This is a genomic window from Alistipes sp. UBA6068, from assembly GCF_949428155.1.
In the GTDB taxonomy this organism is placed as follows: Bacteria; Bacteroidota; Bacteroidia; order Bacteroidales; family Rikenellaceae; genus Alistipes; species Alistipes muris.
In genome coordinates this window covers 74,678-98,894 of record NZ_CASQFS010000002.1, presented here as the reverse complement: position 1 = coordinate 98,894, position 24,217 = coordinate 74,678, and the positions used below count along the sequence as shown (strand labels likewise).

Here is a 24,217-nt window from a genome sequence, read left to right as displayed (position 1 = left end):
GATGCAGTTTCGGTGCGAAATGCTTGCATTATCGGAATATAATGCTTAATTTTACACTAAACCTAACGCGAAAAGCCATGGCAGACGAAAGAAGCAGATACAGCGACGCCGAATTGGAGGAGTTCAAACAGGTAATCCTCAAGAAGTTGGAAAACGCACGGGCCGACTACGAGCTTCTGCGCGCCACCATCACCCACACGGCCGACAACGACACGGAAGACACTTCGCCCACCTACAAGGTGCTCGAAGAAGGCGCCGCCACCCTCTCCAAGGAGGAGAACGGACGGCTGGCCACCCACCAGATGAAGTTCATCCGCAACCTCGAAATGGCCTTGGTCCGCATCGAGAACAAGACCTACGGCATCTGCAAGACCACCGGGAAACTGATTCCCAAGGAACGGCTGATGAAAGTTCCCCACGCCACCGAGTGTATCGAGGCCAAGGAAAGCCGCCGCTGAGCCGCAGGCCCCTGTCTTAGGAAATTCCTTGGTCGGGAACTCTGGTCCATATTTGCCGCGCTTTTGCGCGGCTTTTTTTGTTACGTCGGGCTCTTCTTGGTACCGCCGGTATGCCCGCTATCAACTCTTCGGCAGCCTTTGAAACCCCGTCCGGCGCGGCTTGGCATACGATTTTCAAGGAAAAAATCGTTATATTCGCGGAATATTATACCATTTTTCGACCCATGTCCGGCCGGCTGTGCATCTTGTTGTTCGTGCTTGCGGCAGTGCTGCCCCTCACCCGGGCGACAGCCGCATGGCCCGGCACGTACCACCCCGACCGCATCCCACGCGACAGCCTGTCGAAAATCAGCGAACAGCGCAACCAACGCCTCTATGACAGCATCCGCGTGAAATCGAGCCGCCGCGCCGTGCCACGTCTGCTTTACGGCTGGTTCTTCGTGCGGCCGCGCACCGACACGGCGCAAAACGGCCGCGTGCTCGACGAAAACCGCGCGCTGGCCGCCTACGCGGGCAAAACCATCGGCGATATCCACGTCGAACGGCAGCAGGTGTTCCGCTCCGACGGCAACTGGCTCCGGCGCACCGGCAACAAGCTCCACGCCCTGACCGAAGAACGCGTCGTGCGCCGCGACCTGCTTTTCAAATCGGGCAACACGTTCGACCCGCAACTTATCGTCCGGACTAAACAACTGCTGCGCTCGCGCCGCTACATCTCGGGCGTAGAAATCGCCGTGCGCCCCGACACGCTCGACACCACGCGTGTCGACCTGCTTATCCGCACCCGCGACAGCTGGACGATCACTGTCGACGGCGGCGCCTATTCGGAGGGCCGCACGATGGTGGCGCTCGAAGACGCCAACATTCTCGGCACGGGCAACATGCTCAAGGTCAAGACCAACTTCAGCCGCCGCGACTTCTCCTACGGCGGCAACGAAGTGGAGTACGAAATTCCCAACGTGCTGGGAACGTTCTTCACGGCGGAATTCGCCGCAGGGCGCGCATTCTACAACTCGACCCTCGATGCGAAGCTGTGCAAGGAATTTCTGCGGCCCACGGACTACGAAGCGGGCGTGAGCTACAACAATCTGAAGTTCAAGGAATACATGATCGAACAGGACACGTCGCTGCTGGTACGCGCCCGCAATTTCGATGCGTGGGGCGGCTACTCGCACTTCCTGCCCTCGGTCTCGTCAAGCGTATACCTCACGGGCCGCTACAACCACCGCCGTTTCCTCCTGCGCCCGAACGACGTGACCGCCAACCATCACCCGTCGCTGCACGGCCACGACGCGGCGCTTTTCGGAGCGGGCATCTACCGCGAAAAATTCCTCACGGCCAACATGATATACGGATTCGGCTCGGACGAGTATCTGGCGACGGGCTACAAGGCCGAAATCGTCAGCGGCTACTCGTGGGGCGAATTCAACGACGAAGTCTACCTCGGTCTGAGCTACCGCACCGGCGGATTCCGGCGAGCGGGCTACATCATGGGCGGCCTCACCCTGGGCAGCTACATCGAACCCCTCACCGGCAAATGGAACCACAGCGCCGTCGACATCGACCTGCGGTGGTTCTCCCACCTGTTCATCGCCGGACGCAGCCGCCTGCGCCAATTCCTGATGCTCAACTACACCCACGGCTGGAACCGCGGCACGGGCAACGACGAAAGCATCCGCTTCACGCGCCGCAACGGCTTACAGGCGCTCAAGGAACGGGTTCTGGGCACCAACCGCGCGGTGCTGAACACCGAAACGGTGCTCTTCACCCCGTGGCAGCCGCTGGGTTTCCGCATCGCCTTTTTCGGATTCGCCGACCTGGGGCTGATCGGCTACTCGCCCAACGCGTTCAAGAACGACTTCTTCGCGTCGCTCGGCGGCGGCATCCGCATCAAGAACGAACGGCTTATCTTCAGCACCGTACAGATTCGGCTGGGCGTTGCGTTCAACAAGAACGGACTTGCCGACAGCGAATATTTCCGGCTGTCGAATTCCACCCGCCTGGAACAATACCGCTATCGCCCCACCCGCCCCGAAATCGTAGGATTCGAGTAAGTGTCAGCCGATACGCTGCACCTCGGTCGATTGCTGTCCCTGCGTATAGCGCTGTTTATGACCGCCGTTCGTCCTCCGCAGCAGGTCGTGCCCGAACAGCGAGAGCTGCAACCGCCCTATATTGCGCGATTCCGACCTACGGGACGGCGACACGAAAATAAACCACGAACCGGGAAAAAATTTTGCAGAACGGCGCGAACGCACTAATTTTGTAAAGAAGACGCGAAAATTTATCAAGAGAAATGAAACCGCTGTTCACGGAGAGGGAGATACGAGGAGTGGCGATATTCCTGCCGCTGGCCCTGCTGGCACTGGGAGTGGCTCTGCTTGCGCGCCCAAGAACGGACGCGGGCGCGGCACGGGAAGCGGAAACGAACCAACGCCACGCAACCCGGCGGGACACGCTGCGCCCGAAACCTTTCGACCCGAACACGGTGAGCTACGAACAACTGCGCGAAATGGGCCTGACGCAAACCGAAGCGGCGAGCCTGGTCCGCTACCGCTCCTATGACAAGATATTCCGCATACCGGAAGACGTGGCGGCATGCTACGGAATCGACGATTCGCTCTACCGGGTGCTGAAACCCCACATCCGCATAGCCCGCCGCTACACCACTGCGCCGCAGGGATACCGCCCGGGCCGGATGGTGGCGGAACCGCTGCCGCCGGAACAATTCCGCATAGACACGGTGAGCGCCCGCTACCTGGAAGCCATCGGCGCGCTGACGCGCCAACAAGCCCGGACCTTCGTGAAGTGGCGCGACACCCACCCCATCTGCGACATGGCGGAACTGCGCAAATGCTATGCGGTGAGCGATTCGGTAGCGACGGCGCTGGAACCCTACATCATTTTCAGCGAACGCGAACCGGCCGCCCCGCGCTATCCGATCGAGCTGAACGACGCGGATTCGGCGACCCTGCTGCTGGTAAACGGCATCGGCGAAAAGACCGCGGGCCGGATTGTCCGCTACCGCGAACGCCTGGGCGGCTACTGGCGGACGGAACAGCTGACCGAAGTGGAAGGCGTGACGGAGAGCAACTACGAAAAGATTTCGGCACAAATTTGCTGCGACAGTTGCAGAATTCGGAAAATTCATATTAACTTTGCGCCCGCTCCGGAGTTGCAGCGGCATCCCTATCTGACGCCGCAGCTGCTACGGAGAATACTCAAAACAAGGCAGTTGAAAGGAGGTTGGAGCACCCCGGAAGCATTTAACGAAGACAACAGACTCAAACCCGGAGAAGCCGCGAGGCTGGCTCCCTACCTGAGTTTTGCGCCTCCCGGCGGTGACGACGACGAGTAAACGACCGACGAAAGGGACGCGGAGGAACGCAGATTCCCCGGCCCGAAGAACCCCACGGCGGGAAGACCCGCAAAAAACAAAAGAACGAAAGTTCTCGATAAACCGAGAGCAGAGCCGAATTTATTCGGGCTATGCCGAGGCGAGAAAAGGTAAAAAAATTGAACTAAAAAAAACGAATATCATGATTATCATGCAGGTAAAAGAGGGCGAAAACATCGAACGCGCCCTGAAGAAATTCAAACGCAAATACGAACGCACGGGCGTACTGAAAGAACTGCGCCGCCGCCAGTATTTCACCAAGCCGTCGGTACAGAAGCGCGAGGCGATGATGCACGCCGTCTATGTAGCCCACATGGACCGCGACGACGACTAAAAACCGCATGCGCAACAACGCAAAGGGACCCTTGCAAGGGTCCCTTTTTCGTTACGAAAACGTCCCGAAACCAAAGAAATTCCTTACAATATGATATGGCAACGAATGTCCCGGGGCGAAAACTGAAAGCGAAAGCCCGGACGGAATATTTGGAAAACTCGAATATATTTCATTTCTTTGCAACCTAACTATGTTCTAAGAATCGCACTAATGCAAAAAACCAAACTTTTACTCACGGTTCTTGCTCTTGCACTGTGCTTCGGCCCGGTAACGGCCGCCGCGCAGGGGGGGGGTAAAATCCAGGTGAGCGGCACGGTCACTGCGGCCGAGGACAAACAGCCTCTGATCGGAGTGAACGTGATCGCAGGAGCCACGACGGGCGTCTCGACGCTTATCGACGGCACCTACACCATTTCCGTGCCCGCAGGAACCCGACTGCTGTTCCAGTACATCGGCTACAAGGACGTAGAATTCGTGGTACCCGGCGGAAGCCCGGCCGTCCGCTACGACGTAGCGATGGAAAACGATTCGCAGGCTCTTGAAGACGTGGTGGTGATCGCCTACGGCGTCCGCAAGAAAGGCACGGTAGCGGGCTCGGTCGCGACCATCAAGGCCGAGAACATCGAAAACACGCCGACGGCGGCTTTCGACCAAGCGCTGCAAGGCCAGGTACCGGGTCTGTCGGTGATGGCCGTATCGGGCGAACCGAGCGAATCGACGATCATGAAAATCCGCGGCGTGAACTCGATAAACTCGGGCACGGCACCGCTCTATATTCTTGACGGCGTAGCGATTTCGAGCGCCGACTTCAACACGGTCAATCCGGCCGACATCGAATCGCTGTCGGTACTCAAGGACGCCTCGTCGACCTCGATCTACGGCGCCCGCGCCGCGAACGGCGTAATCGTCATCACGACCAAACGCGGCCGCATGGCCGACCATCCGACCATCAACTACCGGATGCAACTGGGTTTCTCGCAGATAAACCAGCAAAACTGGAATATCATGAACACCGAGGAACGCATCCGCTATGAAAAGGAAATCGGCCAGACGGCGGGCAAGAACTACGACCTGCTGAGCAAGACCGACATAAACTGGCTGGATGCGGTCTACAACGATGCGGCACTGCTCCAGAACTACGAACTCTCGGTATCGGGCGCCACGGAAAAGACCAACTACTATGTTTCGGGCGGCTACTACAACCAGGAAGGTACGGCCATCGGCTCGGGATTCGAGCGCTACTCGATACGTGCGAACGTAGAACAGCGCGCGGCGAAGTGGCTGAAAATCGGCACCAACACGGCACTGAACTACCAGGAAATACAACGTGCCGACGACGGGGTGATGACCTTGGTGACGCCGATTTCGGCGGCGCAGTTCATGATGCCCTACTGGAACCCCTACCGCAAAGACGGCTCGGTGGCCTCCATCGAAGACGGCAGCTGGAAAGGCCAGGGACAGAACCCGCTGGAATGGACGGCGAACAACCCGCTGACATTCAAGAAATACAAAATATTCTCGTCGCTCTTTGCCGAAGCGACCATCATCGAAGGACTGACCGTCCGCTCGCAATTCGGCATCGACTACTCCCACACGACGGGATTCGGCGTATCGTACCCCGAATACTCGCCCAATCTGAACGACGGCACGGCGCAGCGCAGCTCGACCGACGGACTGAACCTCCAAATCACCAACACGATCAACTACGCACTGAAGCTGAACGACAAACACTCGTTCAACTTCCTGCTGGGACACGAGGGAATCAACTACCACTACGAAGATTTCTCGCTGATAGCCAAAGGCCAGACGAACAACAAACTGACCAACATCAGCAACGCGACGCGAGTGACGAGCTGGAACGACATGACGGACGACGACTACGGCTACCTGTCGTTCTTCGCCCGTGCGGAATACAACTATGACAACCGCTACATGGTCGAACTGGCGGCCCGTACCGACGCCTCGTCGCGCTTCGGCAAGGACAACCGCTGGGGCCGCTTCTGGTCGGTGGGCTTCATGTGGAACATGCGCAACGAACGCTTCATGGACAACGTGGGCCACTGGCTGACGAACGCCCAAATCCAATTCTCGACCGGAACCTCGGGCAACTCGGCCATACCCAACTACGAACATCTGGCCCTTATCGGCGGCGGTGCGAACTACGCGGGCAATGCGGGCGTAGCGCCCATCCAACAAAGCACCGACGGACTGAAGTGGGAAAAACCCTGGACGACGAACCTGGGTCTGCACTTCGGATTCTGGAACCGCCTGGAAGTAGACCTCGAACTCTACAACAAGAAGACCACGGACATGCTGATGGAAGTACCCCAGTCGTACTCGGACAACGGCTACGGATTCCGCTGGGACAACGTAGGCGGCATGGTGAACCGAGGTGTGGAACTTACCCTCTCGGGAACGCTGATTGCCCACAAGGACTTCCTGTGGACGGCCAACGCGACGGTCTCTTACACGAAGAACAAAATCACGGAACTCTACAACGGAGTACGGGAATACGAACTCGCCAACACGAGCAAGAAACTGGTGGTGGGCCACGACGTAGGCGAATTCTACATCAACCGCTTTGCGGGTGTGAACCCTGCGAACGGCGACGCCCTGTGGTACACGAAAGACGGCGCGCTGACGACCGAACTGCGCGACGAAGACAAGGTGATGATCGGCAAGAGCATGTATGCCCCGTGGGAAGGCGGCTTCGGCACGTCGCTCTCGTGGAAAGGGCTCTCGCTGACGGCCCAGTTCAGCTGGGTGGCCGACCGCTGGATGATCAACAACGACCGCTACTTCAACGAATCGAACGGCCGCTTTGCGTCGAACAACCAGTCGCGCCGCCTGCTGGAACGCTGGAAAAAACCGGGCGACGTGACCGACATCCCGCGCCACGGAGTATACACCGAATTCGACTCGCGCCTGCTGGAAGATGCGTCGTTCCTGCGACTGAAGAACCTGATGCTGAGCTACTCGCTGCCGAAGAACCTGCTACAGAAGACGCGCGTACTGAACGGAGTGAGAATCTATGCGCAGGCGCAGAACCTTTTCACTTTCACGAAATTCTCGGGTCTGGACCCCGAAAGCCCGTCGAACATCTACATCGCCCAATACCCTGCGGCGCGCCAGTTCACGTTCGGGCTCGACCTAACTTTCTAAACAGCGGACCACAACAAGATAATGAAAAGAATAGAACACCATATCAAAATCTGCTTCGCGGCGTTCGCTCTGCTGATGGGTGCGGTCTCCTGCCTGGACAAGTTTCCGGGGCAGTCGATACCCGAAAACGGCGGGATGCAGAACTACAACGATGCCGAACAGCACGTGGTCGGCATCTACTCCAGTCTGAAGAGCGCGGCCCTCTACACGGGCTATCTGACGCTGCTGCCGGACATCCAGAGCGACCTGGTATATGCGGTGGAAGGCAACAGCAACATCTACGGCAACCACTACCTGTGGACCGTGCGCTCGACCAACTCCGAAATCGAAGCGGTCTACGGCTCGCTCTACACGACCATCGGCGACTGCAACTTCTATCTGGACCGCATCGACGCGGTGAAAGCCAAGGAAACCGACGACGAGAAACTCGACGAACTGGACATCTACACGGGCGAAGTGTACGCCATCCGTGCGCTCTGCTACTCGGAACTGCTGAAATGCTTCTGCAAAGCCTACGACCCGGCGACGGCCGAAAATGAACTGGGAGTGGTACTCCGCACGAAATACTTCGAGAAAGAACCCGTGCGCCGTGCATCGCTCTACGATTCGTATGCGCTTGTGCTGGAAGACCTGGCGAAAGCCGAAGCCCTGCTCTCCGATGAAGAAAAGAACAACGAAGCCAACTCGATCTACTTCACCCTTGCGGCGGCCCAAGCGCTCCATGCGCGTGTAGCCCTCTACATGCAGGACTGGGAGACGGCCATCGAATACTCGTCGAAACTTATCGACGAACACAACTTCACGCTGGCCAATGCGAAAACCGCCATCACGTCGGACGGCTTGACATGGTTCGACTACATGTGGTTCTACGACCAAAGCCCCGAAGTGATTTTCCGCATAGGTCTTCTCGTAACCGACAAGACGGGCGACCTGGGTGCAGCGTTTCTGAACTTCACCCGCGACTACCGCTACTTCTACCCGGACTTCGCTCCGGCGCAATGGGTACTCAGCGCCTACGGCCAAAACGACCTGCGCTATGCGAGTTACTTTGCCGACAAGAGCAACGGCATTGTCATCGGCTATGACAACGGCATGAATTCACCGGTGCTGGTGAAGTACTACGGCAACCGGACGTTCGTGGAAAGCAACATATTCCACCGCTGCATGCCCAAACCGTTCCGGCTGGCAGAACAATATCTGATTCGTGCGGAAGCCTACTGCAACCTGCCGACGCCCAACTACTCGGCGGCGAGCAAGGACCTGACGACTCTGAGCCAGAGCCGCCACCAGACAGGCGGCACGCTGAACGTCACGCAGGCCAACTGGAAAGAACAAATCTCCAACGAACGGGTGCGCGAACTCTACATGGAGGGATTCCGCCTGCACGACCTCAAACGCTGGAAGATGGGTTTCGAGCGCAAGAAACAGAGCTACGCGATGGAAGAAGGAAGCACGCTGAAAATCGAGGGCGACGACCCGCGCATGGTCTGGCCGATTCCGCAGCACGAACTGGACGCCCCAGGCTCGGAAATCCTGCCCAACGAAAGCAACAAATAAAAGAAGACGAAACATGAAACGAATCATAACGGTCATATCGGCTGCCACGCTCCTTGCTGCACTCGTACCGGGCTGCAACCAGGAACGCACGACCTACTCCGACGCCGAATATGTGATGTTCGCCGACACGATGTCGCTGCACATGATACCCGACGATGCGGAACACTACTTTGCGGTGCAAGTAGCCTCGACGAAGTCGTGCGACTACGACCGCACGTTCGGCGTAGAGGTAATCGACAAGGGAAGCAAAGCCATCGAAGGGCTACACTACCGACTGAAGAGCAACACGATAACCATACCGGCGGGCAAGCTGGCGACGGAAATCCTGGTCCACGGCAACTATGCGGCGCTGGAAATCGCCGACACGGTGAACTTCAACCTGCGCCTGGTGATGCCGGAACAACTGGAATGGGAATTCTACGGCAACGGCACGAACGTGAAGATGGTCAAGAGCTGCCCCTTTGCATTGGAAAACTACACGGGCTGGTGTGTGGTCACCTCGACGTTCCTGCAAGACTACCCGGGAGTGGACAACAAGAGCATACAGAGACTGATCCGCACAGAAAAACACCCGACGGAAGAAAACCTTGTCATTCTGCATGACTGGCTGTTCAACGGCTACGACGTAACTCTGCGCTTCGACCCCACGGACCCTGCCGAACCGAAAGTGTCGATGGATTCGGACCAGGTGATCTCCGACGAAGCATCGGTATTCGGAATCATCCGCGGCGACAACAAAATCCTGACGGAAAGCGCCCAGAACTATGTATCGTACTACAGCGCGTGCGAAAACTTCGCAACGCTCTGGTCCCACATGTATGTGGAGAACCTGGGCACGCCTGTGGGCTCGGTAGGCAACTTCTACACGATACTGGAATGGGTCAGCGACGAAGAAGCGGACCGTCTGCAACGAGAAGAAGGCATGTAATACGGGAAACGGCGAAAAGCGTTCTCTTTAATTATAGCGTTTAACGAAAAGTCAAAAATCATGAAAAAGAACTTTTTGCATTGGGCGATGCTTCTGACCGCAGGTCTGAGCCTTGCACTGGTGTCCTGCTCGGAGACGGGTGAAGACGGCCCCGCAGGAACCCCCGTATTCCCCGAAGCCATAGAAACCGCGATCATACCCGGCGAAAGCCATACCCTCGCATTCGAGGCCAACATGAAATGGGAAGTCTCGATTCCGGAAAACGCGTCCCAGTCGTTCTACATTGCGGACGGCGAACACAAGGTGCTGACGCAATACGGCGAAGCCGGAAAGGCGGAAGTGACTATCGGAACCTATGAAATAGAGAACTTCGACGACGCACCCAAGTGCGAAGTGACGCTGACCATGGGCGGCCAGTCGAAAGTAATTGCGACGCTGAGCATCGAACAACAAGAACGCGCTCTGACGCTCTACACGAGCAAGATGGAAGACGGCAGCTTTGTTTATGCTTCGGAAGGAGAACTGGGCTACATATACAATGAAACCCCGGCGCAGACCATCGAACTGGCATGGCCGTCGGGGCTCTCGGGCTACATGTACCCGATTCTGGTGGAAGCCAACTTCGCATGGCGCCTGGCCGAGAAATCGGAATGGCTGTCCGAAGCCGACTACAAAGGCGAAGCGGGCGAACAAGTGGAAATCCTGCTGAAAGCCGACCCGACGAAATACCCGCTGGACGGTGACCAGGAAGGCAAATTCGTATTGTGCGCCCGCAACAACCCGGACCTGAAATACGCCTACACGGTCAAGATACCCGCCTGCCGCAACCACTACGAAATGACGGGATTCGTGGCCGAAAGCCGCTTCAACGCCAAAGGACAATTCTTCAATAGCGGCAATTCGTCTTGGGTTGACCAAGGGATGCATGGCTACATTGTGAGCATAGACGAACCCAAGATTTTCAAGTTCGCAGAAGTGGCGGGAACGCTGAGCGCAGCCGCATCCCAAACCGGGTGGATCAAAGTCGAAACCCCGGAACCCGAATCGGATAGCAACAATGTACTCAAAGAACGCCGCTATTCGATTTCGGTAACAGAAAACGCAGGCGAAGCCCGCAAAGGTGTAGTTGTGGCTCTGCTTGCCTCGGTCGCAATCAACGACCCCGTCGAACTGCTGGCAGAGAACGAAATCAAGGAAGAATACAAAAAATATATTGTTACGACACTGAGCCAGTCGTCTGACGCAGCCGGAGAATTTGTAGAATTCTATGAACCGTCCATGGCCGACTACACGCTTACCAAAATGCCGAAGGGCACATTCCCCTACGAAGACAAGTGGGCTGCTGTACCTGCAATCTACAACCTCACCTACACGACGGAGCAGGACGGAGATATGGCCGAACTGAAATTCAACACGGCATACGATTCCTACGAAGTCTATGGAGAGGACGGCCCCTATGCCGAATCGCAACTGACGCCGCGCTGGGTCGATCTGGCCAACGGCTACAATGAAAACTGCAAACTGATCAAGATTGCCGGCTCCTACGAAAAAGACGGCTCGTTCACCTGGACCTATGAAAAACCCGTCAACCCGACGGCCTACTTCGTATTCAAGAACGGAACCGAAATCGTAGGCATCATCGAATTCAAGTTCGAGGGAAAACAACAGGGCGGCGGCACGGACATCTCGCTGGCACAAGAAAGCGAGGGTGTTACGCTTGTTCAGCTTGCCAACGGAGACACCGACTACGATAATGATTTCGGTTCGATGGGCGTTCCGCAGTACAAACTGACGCTCACCGGAACGACCATGGCATACTTGAATCTGCCGGAATACGATGAATCCACATATTATGAAAACCAAAGCTTAATCAACATATTTCCAGCAGGCACCTCGTACATTTTGATGTATAGTGCTGAGGAAGCGGGAAAAACTCAAATTGTATTCAAGAGCAACTGGTCGAACAAAGCCAGTCTTATAGTCGAATACAAACCGGAATAACCGACCTGCGAAACGAAGGCCCCGTCCCACGGGGCGGGGCCTTTATACCGAAAGAACGATAATTAACAGAGAACACAGCACAAGGTTTTGAACATGAAACTTTTCAAACTCATCCTGCTTGCGACGGCGACGTGCATGGCGATGACCCTGCTGGGCGGATGCTCCGAAGACGGCACCGACAACCGGGAACTCGACTACGGCCATGTACAGTTCAAACTCTACAAGGAGGCCTCCTACGAAAAAACGACGCTGGCGGGCCGTGCGGTACAAACGCAGCTGGACTACCTGTCGGACGCGACGAAAGTGACGGTACGTCTGGACTACAACGGCACCATGCTTGCCCAGACCCTGACGCTGGATGCGGCGGACAAGGACGCGGCGGAATACGGCCTGCGAAGCACCAAACTCAAACTACTGACGGGAAACTACCGGGTAGTGGCGTTCTCGCTCTATGACAAGCACGACGAACTGCTCTACAACGGCCTGCCGCAACAGAACGAACTGACCGTGGCAGCGGGCGGACTGACGACCCACGACCTGACGGTGAACGTGACGCCGCGCGGCAAAGTACGCGTCACGCTGCTGAAAGACATGTCGGACTTTGTCCGGACCCGCGCCGGCAACGTAAACCGCCAATACACGTTCGACGAAATCAAACACACGGACCTGACGGTACAGAACACCGAAACGAACGACCTGACGACGTTCGAGAAACTGCCGATGGAATTTGCCATCCACTTCGACGAACAGAACGAAGCAAACGGCACGTTCGGCTACCAGACCTCGTCGAGCAAATGCGACTCGCTGCTGTCGCTGCCTGCGGGCGAATACCGCATAGTCTCGTATGTGACCTACGACAAGAACAAGACCGCCCTTGAGACGAACGACCGGCCTGCCGCGGCGAACTTCACGGTGGAAGACAACGAAACGACCGAAATCAAAGCCAAAATCGCGCTCTACGAAAGCGACGAATATATCAAGGACTACTACGCACTGAAAGCCATTTGGGAAGCCCTCGACGGCCCGCGCTGGTCCTATGCGGGCGAAAGCTACAACCCGGGAGCCAACTGGGACTTCAACAAAGACCCCGACCTGTGGGGCGCCCAACCGGGCGTGCAGCTCCACGACAACGGCCGCGTAGCGCGTCTGGACCTGAGCGGATTCGGATTCCGCGGCGACATGCCTGCGGCCATCGGCCAACTGACGGAAATGATCGAACTCTACTTAGGTACGCAGAACGACAAAAACTACTATGACCCGACGGAAGACCTGGCGACGAGCATGGCGAACCGTGCGCGCAACCGGATGGCCAACCACAAGGCATACTACGAAAAACACCACCCGGCGACGCAGATGTCGTGGCCCTGTGCCCTTGCCCTGCGCGAACACGACATCCACACGCCCTCGACGGCACTCTATGATGAGGGCTACACGGAAAACCAGATATTCGACACCCAGGGCAACCAACTCAACATCCGCCCGGCGGCCAACCTCCACGGCAAAATCTGCAACGGTCTCAAATCGCTGCCCAAGGAGATCGGCAACCTGAAGAAACTGGAAATCCTCAACATAGCCAACAGCGAAATCAAGGAACTGCCGGCCGAAATGGTCCAACTGGAGAGCTGCACCGACCTGGAACTCTACAACTGCCCGAAGATGGAACAATTCCCGCAAGTGCTGGCCGAAATGCCGAAACTTGTGTCGCTGAACATCTCGGAAAACAAACAATGGAGCGAACACGACCCGGACGGACTGGCCGCGGGCCTGGAAGCGATAGGCAACGGAAAATCGCAGAACGTACTGCAACTCTTCTACTGCCGCAACAACAACGTGACGGCCATACCGGACTCGTTCCGCAATCTGAAGAAACTGGGCGCGCTGGACATGTGCGAAAACAAAATCAGCAAACTGCCCGCGGGAGGTCTGGGAGAAGTGGCCCCGACGGAGATACGCCTGGACCACAACCTGATCGAAGAATTCCCGACGACGAACGGAAAATTCTGCCCGATGGAAGACATGGAGACCTTCTCGGCGACCTACAACAAACTGAAGGTATTCCCCAACATCTTCTCCTCGAAAGGCAAGTATGTGATAAAGACCGTAGACTTCTCCTACAACGAAATCGAAAAACTGCCGGACGACTTCAACGGAATTCTGGTCAACACGCTGACGCTGGCGAACAACAAGATAAAGGTATTCCCCAAGGAACTGCTGAGCGGAACGAACTCCTATGTGAGCTACATCATCCTGCGCGGAAACGGCATGACCGAGATACCGGAAGGCTCGTTCAAAGGCGAATTCGCGGCCTCGCTGGCCTCGCTGGACCTGACCTACAACCGACTGAAGGAACTGCCGAAGGACTTCACGGCTGAAGATCTGCCCTATCTGTACGGAGTGGACCTGTCGTACAACGCCTTTGCGTCGTTCCCCTACAAACCGCTCAACTCATCGGGACTGACGGTATTCGCCGTACGCGGACAACGCGACGACAACGGAGCCCGCTGCCTGCGCGAATGGCCGACGGGAATCTACAAACACACGGGACTGCGAGGGCTGTTTCTGGGGTCGAACGACCTGCGCAAGGTAGACGACAAGATTTCGTATCTGATCTACAACCTTGACATCAGCGACAACCCGAACATAGTATTCGATGCGTCGGACATCTGCATCTACTGGCGGAACGGAGCCTACATGCTTGTGTACGACAAGACGCAGAAGATCATCAACTGCGACGAAATGCTGCAATAAACAGAGCGACGAACATGAAACATCTGACATACATAAGCATCCTGCTCGGAACGATGGCCCTGGCCGCCTGTACCGACGACAAGACGAACGCCCCGTTCGGACCGGACAGCAAGGAAATAACCATCGGAGCCGACGGAGGAACCCGCACGGTCCGCATAGCGTCGGACGATGCGTGGATCGCCACGACCGACGCGCCGTGGATCACCGTATCGCCTGCCAACGGCCGCGGAACAACGACCTGCCAACTGCTCATCGACTCGGCGCTGGTGGAGACGCCGCGCCAGGGCGTCATCCGCTTTCAGAACCAACAATCGCGCGACAACCAGGAAATAACGGTGAAGCAAGACGGCTACGCCTATGCCATCACGCTGGAAGAACCGGAAATATCGGTCGAAAACTTCGCGACGCTGGACGAACGCTACTTCGACGTGAAGGTGAAAACCAACGTAGACTTCAATGTAGCCATCCCCGACACGACGGGCTGGCTCCAATATGACAGCTACAAGGTGAACATCGACCGCGGAATCCGCCCGCGCGAAGTGACCGTACGCTTCAAATGGAACATCAGCTCGATTCCGAGAATCCGCAAAGCCGAAATCTCGTTCCTGCCGAAAGGGAACGTGACGCTCGACCAACAGGACAAACTGCGCGTAGAACAGAAAGCGGCGGAGAAAATCAAAGAAAACACCCGCGAAGGCGACTCGGTGGCGCTGCTGGGCGTAAACCGCTCGCTGAACTCGTGGCGCAACGTATGGGACGCCTCCGAAAGCATGGACAACTGGGAAGGCGTGGTCCTGTGGGAAGAAAACATGGAAGGCTACACTCCTGAAAAAGCCGGACGTGTAAAATCGGCCTCTTTCTCGTTCTTCACCACCAAGGAAGGCATACCGTTTGAAATACAATACCTGACGGCGGCCGAAGAAATCACCTTCTTCAGCAACTCTAACACCCACATGCTGAGCCTGAACACGGGCGATGCGATTACGAAACTGCCGCAACTCAAACGCCTGACCATCTCGGGCTACGGATTGACGGAGCTGCACCCGGACTTCAAGAACCTGAAGAGCCTTGAATATCTGGACCTGAGCAGCAACTCCTTCCAAAAACTGCCCTCGATACTGACGAAAGAAAACATGCCCAAGCTGCATACGCTGATCATGAACGCCAATCAACGCAGCTTGGTTTACGACCTGAGCAACTCGGTGACGACCGACATCGGAGGTCTGATCGAAGAACCGGGATTCCCGCGCCATCTGCTTGAATGGGAACTCGACACGCTGAGGCTGTCGGTAAACTACCTGCAAGGCTCGCTCCCGTCGTTCGGCACGGCCGACGCACCACAGAACGGCTGGACGGAATTCTACACGGAAGCCGACATCGACAACTCGGCCAACGACAAAGGTGTGGACACGCTGCCGAGAAGCCTGATAGGCACTCCGAAAGTGATGGCCCGCACGAAATTCTTTGCCATCAACCTGAACCGCATGACCGGAGAACTGCCCTACTGGCTGCTCTACCATCCGGCGCTGAACTGGTGGGTGCCTGAAATCCTGATATTCAACCAGGAAGGAATCGACGCGAACGGCCGGACCGCCGGATTCAGCAACGAACCGGTCAACATGAACTACTACTATGATTTCTACCCGACGAAAACCCGGCCCTCGGACGAACGGGAAGAAACAAACACGACACGATGATGAAAAACACGCTATACGGAATGATGGCGGGCCTGCTGCTGGTGCTGGCGGCCTGCACGACCGACCCGCATACGGACCCGAACACGCAAGGCCCGGGAACACAACCGGCGACGGCGGGCGAACTGCTGGTCAAATTCGACCCCTATGTGAGCGAAATCCTGGAACGCGCGACGGCGAAAACCCGCAACGGCGAAGCCGCGACGCGCTCGGGAATCCTCACGGTAGACGAAGTGCTGGAGCTCGCGGGCGGCTATGAAATCGAACGCGTATTCCCGGTGAACGCACGCACCGAAGCCAAGACCCGGAATGCGGGCCTGCATCTGTGGTACGTAATCCGCTTCGACGGCGACCGCACGGAGAAAGAAGTGGCGGAACAACTCGCGCAACTGGGCGAAGTGCAGAAAGTGAGCCTGAACCACACGATCAAACGAGCCTACGACGCCAAGAAAAAAGCCAAGCCGCTGGACCTTGAAACCCTCCGCGCGATGGCGCTGAAGACCCGGGCGGCGGACTTCCCCTACAACGACCCGCAGCTGCCGGCCCAATGGCACCTGATAAACCATGGCGACCTGTTCCAGAAAGACGGCGTGAGCAAGTCGATAGCGGGAGCCGACGTACAATGCGAAGAAGCGTGGGACCTCTCGACGGGCGACCCGTCGATCATCGTCGCGATACTGGACGAAGGAGTATGTCTGACCCACCCCGACCTGAAGGAGAACCTGTGGGTGAACGAAGACGAAATCGAAAACTCCAACGAAGACAACGACGGCAACGGCTATGCGGGAGACCGCCACGGCTACAACTTTGTGACTGGCTCGGGCCGCATCACGTGGGACGACGCCTATGACACGGGCCACGGCTCGCATGTGGCGGGCGTAATAGCGGCCCGGAACAACAACGGCGAAGGCATCAGCTCGATAGCGGGCGGCACGGCCGAAAAACCGGGCGTGAAAATCATGAGCTGCCAGATATTCTCGGGCAACACGGAACCCAACGCCCTGGCGACGGTACGCGCAATCAAATACGCCGCCGACAACGGAGCCGTCATCCTGCAATGCAGCTGGGGCTACACCTCGGGCCTTGCCAACGGCTACGAATGGCAGCCGGCCTTCACGACCGAAGAACAATGGGCCGAAAACCGCCCCCTGGAACAAGAAGCCCTGGACTACTTCGTCCACAACGCGGGCTCGCCCAACGGCCCCATCGACGGAGGTCTTGCGATTTTTGCGGGCGGCAACGAAACCGCACCGATGGCGGGATTCCCGGGAGCGGCCGAAATGTGTATCGCCGTATCGGCCACGGCGGCCGACTACACCCCGGCTGTCTACACGAACTACGGCCCCGGCACCACGATAGCAGCCCCGGGCGGCGACCAAGACTACTACTATGAATACGGCGAGGGCGCAGACCGCGGAAAAACGGGCAGCGTACTGTCGGCGCTCCCCTACACCGTGAGCGAAAGCGGCTACGGCTACATGGAAGGCACCTCGATGGCCTGCCCCCATGTGTCGGGCGTAGCGGCGCTGGGCCTGTCGTATGCGTTCCAACTGCGCAAACATTTCACGGCCGAAGAATTCAAGCAGCTGCTCTACGAAACGGTGACCCCCATCGACCAATACATGACGGGCCGCAAGCTCTACTGCCGCTACACGACGGACTTGGGCACGGTACACCCCAGCCAGATGCTCCTCTCGGACTACCACAAACAAATGGGAGCCGGGCAAGTCAACGCCACGAAACTGCTGAACGCGATTAACGGCAAAGGCACGCAGGTGAAGTTCCCCAACCTTTATGTACCGCTGGACGGAAACGTGACGGTAACACCGGGCAACTACTTCATAGGCGGCGAACAACTGACCTACACGGTGACCATCGACGACACGACGGTGGCGACGGCGACCGCAGAGGGCAACAAACTGGTTGTCAAAGGAACGAAAGCAGGCGCGACGACGGCGAAGATTGCTACGTCGAACGGCGAAACGCAGACTTTCCGCATCACGGTCCGCAAGGGCGCGAACGGCAACGGCTGGCTCTAAAAACGAAGATGCTCCGGAACGGCCGCATAATGTATCTGTGTCTGGCGACACTCTGGCTGGCACTGCCGGCGCAGCTGCAAGCCCAATGGGTGACGCACCTTACGCGGGAAAAACTGGACAGCCTGGCGAACCCGGCAACGGCGGCGGGCGGCGAGACGATGCGCTTCGACACGCGCCGAATCGAAACGCCCGAACTGCACGAAGACGGCGCGCCGACGACCTACACCTACCGCTGGCGCAACGACGGAAAAGAGCCGTTGGTGGTGACGCGGATACAGACGAGCTGCGGCTGCGCGAAAGCGAAGCACGACAAACGCCCCGTACCGGCGGGCGGGCAAGGCGAAATAAAAGTAACCTACCACCCCAAAGGCCACCCGGGCGACTTCCAACGGAAGATATTCGTTTACACGCAACTTTCGGACACCCGGCCGACGGCCGTACTGGAACTGACGGGCCATGTGGAACCCTCGGCGCTGCCGACCCACGACTATGCCCATGCGATGGGCCCGCTGCTGCTGAAGCAACGGACGGTGCGGCTGGCGGGAGACCGGAAACAGACGGAACGGATAGAATGTCTCAATGCGGGCGAAAAACCGCTGAGACCGAGAGCCGACGGAGGACTGCTGCCGAAATACCTGACGTTCGGATGCGAACCGGAAATACTGGAACCCGGCAAAACGGGAGACCTGGTAATCCGGCTCGACCCGGAACAAGCCCCGAAAACGCTGCCGGAACGGATTCCGATACTGCTTGAGGGACTGACGCTGCCGCCGAGCCAACGGATGCTTGAGGTAAGAATCGGAACGGGCACGGCGGAGTGAGCCGCGGGAAATCGGTATCGAATGCCGACGAACCGAAACGGGAATGAAACCGGAAACAGATTCTTCGCTTCGCTCAGAATGACAAGGCTTTGAGCGACGAGACTTGCTCGAAATGGGAGACATGCGAATGAACGGCAGTCGAAGCGGGAAGAAGACGTTCAGACGAAGTTTGGTGCAGAAAGAGAGAATAGAATGACGGAACTCTGCCCGAAATGGCAAGGCTTCGTTTTGAATGACGACCCTCCGACGGACAATCGGGCACCCTACCGAGCAACCGGACATCGGCCCCGGGCAAAAGGAAACGACAAAAACAAAAAACAGATAGAAGACAAATGAAAAATCTTTGGAAAATCGCCCTCCTCTCGCTGGCGCTGGCCATCTGCGGAGCCTGCAACGATGACGACGAGGCAGACACCCCGCTGACACCCAATGCCAACAACATAGCAGGAACGTGGCAACTGACGCAATTCGACGGCGCGACGCTGGCCGAAGGGAGTTACGTCTATATCGAATTCATCCGCAAGGACACGAAGTTCGAGATGTATGACAATTTGGACGCTTTCCAATTGCGCGTGCGAACGGGCGAATTCAACATCCTGGAAGAAGAAGGCCAAGGCACGGTTATCCGCGGCAAATACGACCACGCTGTGGGCGACTGGCAACATGTCTACCGAATCGACGAATTCACGGCCGAACGGATGGTTTGGACGGCGGTGGACGACCCGCAAGATGTATCGGTATACGAACGGTGCGCGGGAATACCGGAAGACCTGGAATAACAAACGAAAACCGTCCATATACAAAACTTCATCCGGCATTTTGTTGAGAGCTTCCTCTTAAATGCCGGATGAAGTTTTGACTATTTTACTTGGACTATTACTATCAATTCTACGTGATTGCCCTCCAGGGCGGCAATGGCACTTTCATAGTACCCGTCGTCCGTAAAATCTCGGGTTGCTCAAGATAGTGTAACCGTCCACCGCTCTTAATCGCTACTTGCCGTTTCCCTCCAGCCATTGAGCCCTGCGCAAATCGGGCAAATGCCTGATCGAAAAACTCTCGAAATCAGCGTCGAAGCCGTCGCCGTCGGGGCTGGCTCCCATTACCCCGACCATGACAGGGCGATTGTCCTGCAACCAAGCGTTGCGCATCATTGCGTACTCCTTGTCATCAAAAGAATAGAAAATTTCCACCGCATCGAGCCTACGGACAGCCTTTATCCATACGAACGGCACGGGCTTGTCCAAAGGTATGATGCTCCAGTCGCTCGTGTGATGCGTCACGACGGTGCTGAGGTTGTATTTGCCGTCCACGAACTCGATACCGGCCTTGATATAATTTTCGTGGTCGATACGCAACATCAGCCCCGACTGGTCGAAACGGGTCTTATAGTCACCCGATATTTTCACCTTGACCTCAAACTCCCCGCCGCGCAAGGTGTACAAAAACGGGGCATCGTCCACGGTAAACCCATAATGGGATATGCGCCAGTAATCGGTTCGGGGAGTGACACGCATCGAAAGCGAACCGTCTTCGATTTCCCATTGTTCCGGCTCATTGAACCACTGCATTTTTTCCAATGACTGCGCCATGCAGGCGGCCGAAGCGGCAATCATCGCTCCGCTCAAAAACAACTTTTTCATTTCCAAATATTTAATAACACCCAAAGGACCCGGCAGGAATTTCCGACAACCAACGAACCGGCCGGAATATCTATGTTCACGACGCTTTCAACCCGGGCTTCGGACGGCATTTTACTTTTCGCTTATGATGAATAACCATTCCCAATATTTATCTTTGCAAAGCTAAAGTATTGTTGCATACCATGCAATGATTACAAATAACCATTTTATTGCCGGCGAATGGACCCCAAAGATAGATTGAACAAGGAATTTTCCGCCCAGAACTTTGCGGCAAAACACCCCTATGCGGAAATGCTGGACCGATACAAGGAAATGGCTCGCAACTATGCGCGCATGGAAAATGCCGTTGCCGTATTGAGCGATTTACGCACCGATGCAAGCTACATCTATTACGGCGGATTTTCACGAATGCTGAGAACGGGCAAATGCGAAAAAGAAGGCGAAGTACCTTCCATCTGGGAAGAGGAAATCTTCAAACTTATTCATCCAGATGACCTGGCCGACAAACACTTGCAAGAACTCCGCTTTTTCCATTTTGTCAAACGCCAGCCCAAAAAGAAACGCAGCGACTATTATTTGACAAGCAAACTCCGCATGAAAAACGATACGAATAACTATATACCCGTACTGCATCGAATGTTCTATGTTCCTGCACCCTCCGACGAGACTTTGTGGCTGGCTTTATGCCTTTATAGCCCTCTGCCATTCGACATTCCATCCAAATGTCTGATAATCAATTCTGTCAATGGACAGACGACCGCACTGGGCAAACAACATGACACAAAAATACTGTCCGTCAGAGAAAAACAAGTTTTGAACCTCATAGACAAAGGTTCGACGAGCAAAGAAATAGCCGGAACGCTCTCTATCAGCATCCATACGGTCAGCCGGCATCGACAAGGGATTTTAGCCAAATTACAGGTGAAGAACTCCATCGAAGCCTGTCGGATAGCAAAAGATTTGAAACTGATATGACAGGCCGACAAAAAAAGGAAAGACTTCGCTGAAAGTCTTTCCTTAATATATAGGTATAAGCGCAACCGAATCAGAACGGCAAATCGTCGGGATCGTCGGCAGGCATGGACGGAGCCGGAGCAGGCTGGGGCTGAGGTGCGGCCTGCGGAGCGGTGGACTGAACCGGAGCCGCTGCGGCGGGAGCGGCCTGCGACTGAGTGTAGGGTGCGGACGCGGGAGCCTGCCCGTAAGAAGCGCTGTCGGAAGCGGAATTGTCGCTGCGCCGCCCGAGCAGATTCATGGTATCGGCGAGAATCTCGGTAGTGAACCGCTTGTTATTGTCCTTGTCCATCCAATCGCGGGTACGCAAACGCCCCTCGATATAAATCTGAGACCCCTTGTGGACGTAACGGTCGACGACGTCGGCCAAACCGCGCCACAAAGTGACGGTATGCCACTCGGTATGCTCGCGCGTCTCGTTGGCCTGGCGGTCGAAGAGCCGCTCGGTGGTGGCGAGCCGCAAACGGGCGACCTTGACACCGCCCTCCGTAGTACGGACCTCGGGGTCCATACCGACGTTACCGATAAGAATGACCTTATTGACCATGGCTACAACTCTTTAATCATACGACGGAACAACAACTGCATCTTGACCCCGGCCTTCTTGCCCTGCAACTGCACGTCCTCGTGGTCGCCGATCTCGTCGGAGAGCCCGCAATTGGTGATGACGGAGACACCGAAGACGGGGATGGACATGTGCCGGGCGACGATGACTTCGGGCACGGTGGACATACCGGCAGCATCGCCGCCGATGGCCTTGAAATAACGATACTCGGCCTGGGTCTCGAACGTAGGACCCGTGCCGCCGACGTAGACGCCGTACTGGAGCTTGATACCCTCCTGCTCGGCGATGGCGGTGGCGCGGGCGATGAGCCCCTTGTCGTAACAATTGTGCATATCGGGAAAACGCGGCCCGAGCTCGGCGAGGTTAGGCCCGATGAGAGGGTTGGGCATGAGGTTGATATGGTCGGTGATGACCATCAAATCGCCGACGCGGAACGAAGTGTTGATACCGCCGGAAGCGTTGGAGACGAACAACACGCGGATACCCAACTGCTGCATGACGCGCACGGGAAAGGTGACCTGCTGCATGGAATACCCCTCGTAAAAATGGAACCTGCCCTGCATGGCGACGACGCGCCGCCCCTCGAGCAAGCCGAAAATCATCCGCCCCTTGTGCCCCTCGACCGTAGAGACGGGAAAACCGGGAATCTGCTTGTAATCGAGCGAAAACCGAGCGTCGATCTGCTCGGCGAAATCCCCGAGTCCGGTACCCAGAATAATCCCTGCCTCGGGCTGGAAACCGGAAGTCTGCTCCCGGATCCAAGCGGCTGTCTGTTTAATTTCCTCGAACATCTTCTTCTAACTTTTGGAGAAAATCCGTTGCCGAATCCTCTATGAATGAAATATTGATAGGCTGGTAATAAAGAGCGCAACGCACCTCGGACGGAATCTTGGCCCGGTTGACCAACTTGACGGCATCTTTCTCGGTGGTGACGATGACGGCGCCGGGATGCTTGGCGAGCAACGACGCGAGCAACCGGATGTCGCGGACACGATAGACATGGTGGTCGTCGAGCGTGACCTCGGCGACGACCTTATAACGCTCGTGGAGCGTCTTGAGGAACGGCTCGGGGTTGCCGATACCCGACAAAGCAATAACCTTGCAACCCTGCACCAAAGGCTCGCGCGAAGCCTCGTCGGCGAAAAGGGGCTGGGGAATGAAACTCTCGAAACGGGTATAGTAGACCTGCTGGTAAGCGATCTGAATCAAGACCTTACGCAAGATACGTCTGTCGATGGGCGCCATCTTCTCGGGACACTTGGTGACGATGAAATAATGGGCCCGGTAAATCTGAGACGGCAAATCGCGCAGAGAACCGACGGGCAACATCCTATCGTGCTGGATAGGCCGCGTAGCGTCGATCATGAGGACATTGATTTTAGGCTCGACGTAACGATGCTGGAACCCGTCGTCCATGACGATGAGGTCGACCTCGGGATGCTCGGAACGAATCCGCCGGATGGCCTCGGACCGCTTCTCGCAGACCACGACGACCGTATCGGGAAACTTGAGCTTGATCTGGAGCGGCTCGTCGCCGACCTCGCGGTAATGCGACGAAAGCGAAACCTCGCGGTAACCCTTGGTTTTACGCCCGTACCCGCGCGAGAGGAGCGCGATATTATGCTTCTGGGACATGTAGGCGATAATCATCTCGGCCATAGGGGTCTTGCCGGTACCGCCGACGGTGATGTTGCCGATGCAGATGATGGGGATGTCGAACCGCTCGCTTTTGAGGAAGCCCCAATCGAAGAGGCGGTGACGGAATGTCACCCCCATCTTGTAGAAAAAGGCTATCGGAGCAAGCAACGCTTTCGACATGGCAATCAACCGCAAGTATATGGAATTTCCAAAGATAA

At 56.6% G+C, this 24,217-nt stretch carries 18 protein-coding genes; 14 read left to right on the top strand and 4 right to left on the bottom strand.

The genetic code is table 11. The features are described from left to right. Positions 1–77: 77 nt before the first annotated feature. The 13 genes from QVG21_RS01870 (at position 78) to QVG21_RS01810 (ending at position 19,918) form a co-directional block, all read left to right on the top strand. Positions 78–458 (top strand): TraR/DksA family transcriptional regulator, encoded by a 381-nt coding sequence (locus QVG21_RS01870; RefSeq protein ID WP_251214829.1) that lies wholly within the window; start codon positions 78–80, stop codon positions 456–458. 224 nt (positions 459–682) lie between these two features. Then, positions 683–2,512, top strand: a complete 1,830-nt coding sequence (locus tag QVG21_RS01865; protein ID WP_287921598.1) for a BamA/TamA family outer membrane protein — start codon at positions 683–685, stop codon at positions 2,510–2,512. Between the two features lie 242 nt (positions 2,513–2,754). After that, positions 2,755–3,816: a helix-hairpin-helix domain-containing protein gene (locus QVG21_RS01860; RefSeq protein WP_287921595.1), complete on the top strand. Its 1,062-nt coding sequence runs from the start codon at positions 2,755–2,757 to the stop codon at positions 3,814–3,816. A 181-nt stretch (positions 3,817–3,997) separates the two neighbouring features. Continuing rightward, entirely contained in the window at positions 3,998–4,189 is a 192-nt protein-coding gene (gene rpsU, locus QVG21_RS01855; protein WP_251214832.1) for a 30S ribosomal protein S21, read from the top strand. A gap of 210 nt (positions 4,190–4,399) precedes the next feature. Next, a complete protein-coding gene (locus QVG21_RS01850) occupies positions 4,400–7,351 on the top strand; it encodes a SusC/RagA family TonB-linked outer membrane protein (RefSeq protein WP_287921592.1) in 2,952 nt (983 codons plus the stop codon). A gap of 21 nt (positions 7,352–7,372) precedes the next feature. Continuing rightward, on the top strand, positions 7,373–8,908 hold the full coding sequence (locus QVG21_RS01845) for a RagB/SusD family nutrient uptake outer membrane protein (RefSeq protein WP_287921590.1): 1,536 nt from the start codon (positions 7,373–7,375) through the stop codon (positions 8,906–8,908). 13 nt (positions 8,909–8,921) lie between these two features. Beyond that, positions 8,922–9,836: a DUF4984 domain-containing protein gene (locus QVG21_RS01840; RefSeq protein WP_287921587.1), complete on the top strand. Its 915-nt coding sequence runs from the start codon at positions 8,922–8,924 to the stop codon at positions 9,834–9,836. A gap of 60 nt (positions 9,837–9,896) precedes the next feature. Next, entirely contained in the window at positions 9,897–11,837 is a 1,941-nt protein-coding gene (locus QVG21_RS01835; RefSeq protein WP_287921585.1) for a DUF8477 domain-containing protein, read from the top strand. Between the two features lie 93 nt (positions 11,838–11,930). After that, entirely contained in the window at positions 11,931–14,585 is a 2,655-nt protein-coding gene (locus QVG21_RS01830; RefSeq protein ID WP_287921583.1) for a DUF4458 domain-containing protein, read from the top strand. Positions 14,586–14,599: 14 nt separating this feature from the next. Next, positions 14,600–16,282: a BACON domain-containing protein gene (locus QVG21_RS01825; RefSeq protein WP_287921580.1), complete on the top strand. Its 1,683-nt coding sequence runs from the start codon at positions 14,600–14,602 to the stop codon at positions 16,280–16,282. Then, complete coding sequence (locus QVG21_RS01820) at positions 16,282–18,318, top strand: S8 family peptidase (RefSeq protein WP_287921577.1); 2,037 nt, start codon at positions 16,282–16,284, stop codon at positions 18,316–18,318. The genes QVG21_RS01825 and QVG21_RS01820 overlap by 1 nt, the downstream gene beginning before the upstream one ends. A 29-nt stretch (positions 18,319–18,347) precedes the next feature. Next, on the top strand, positions 18,348–19,139 hold the full coding sequence (locus QVG21_RS01815; protein WP_287921574.1) for a DUF1573 domain-containing protein: 792 nt from the start codon (positions 18,348–18,350) through the stop codon (positions 19,137–19,139). A 332-nt stretch (positions 19,140–19,471) separates the two neighbouring features. Then, positions 19,472–19,918 (top strand): lipocalin-like domain-containing protein, encoded by a 447-nt coding sequence (locus QVG21_RS01810; protein ID WP_287921571.1) that lies wholly within the window; start codon positions 19,472–19,474, stop codon positions 19,916–19,918. 213 nt (positions 19,919–20,131) lie between these two features. Here the strand turns inward: QVG21_RS01810 and QVG21_RS01805 are convergent, their stop codons facing one another. Beyond that, positions 20,132–20,782, bottom strand: a complete 651-nt coding sequence (locus QVG21_RS01805; protein ID WP_287921568.1) for a DUF1349 domain-containing protein — start codon at positions 20,780–20,782, stop codon at positions 20,132–20,134. Positions 20,783–21,001: 219 nt separating this feature from the next. On the opposite strand from QVG21_RS01805, the gene QVG21_RS01800 reads away from it, so the two are divergent. Next, on the top strand, positions 21,002–21,757 hold the full coding sequence (locus QVG21_RS01800) for a response regulator transcription factor (RefSeq protein WP_287921565.1): 756 nt from the start codon (positions 21,002–21,004) through the stop codon (positions 21,755–21,757). Positions 21,758–21,827: 70 nt separating this feature from the next. On the opposite strand, the gene QVG21_RS01795 is transcribed toward QVG21_RS01800, so the two are convergent. The 3 genes from QVG21_RS01795 to lpxK are packed head-to-tail and all read right to left on the bottom strand — an operon-like array spanning position 21,828 to position 24,179. Continuing rightward, a complete protein-coding gene (locus QVG21_RS01795; RefSeq protein WP_287921562.1) occupies positions 21,828–22,343 on the bottom strand; it encodes a single-stranded DNA-binding protein in 516 nt (171 codons plus the stop codon). Positions 22,344–22,345: 2 nt separating this feature from the next. Then, a complete protein-coding gene (locus QVG21_RS01790) occupies positions 22,346–23,152 on the bottom strand; it encodes a purine-nucleoside phosphorylase (RefSeq protein WP_251214845.1) in 807 nt (268 codons plus the stop codon). Then, positions 23,136–24,179, bottom strand: coding sequence for a tetraacyldisaccharide 4'-kinase (gene lpxK, locus QVG21_RS01785; RefSeq protein ID WP_287921559.1), 1,044 nt, complete (start codon positions 24,177–24,179; stop codon positions 23,136–23,138). Before lpxK ends, QVG21_RS01790 begins: the two co-directional genes overlap by 17 nt. Positions 24,180–24,217: the final 38 nt, after the last annotated feature.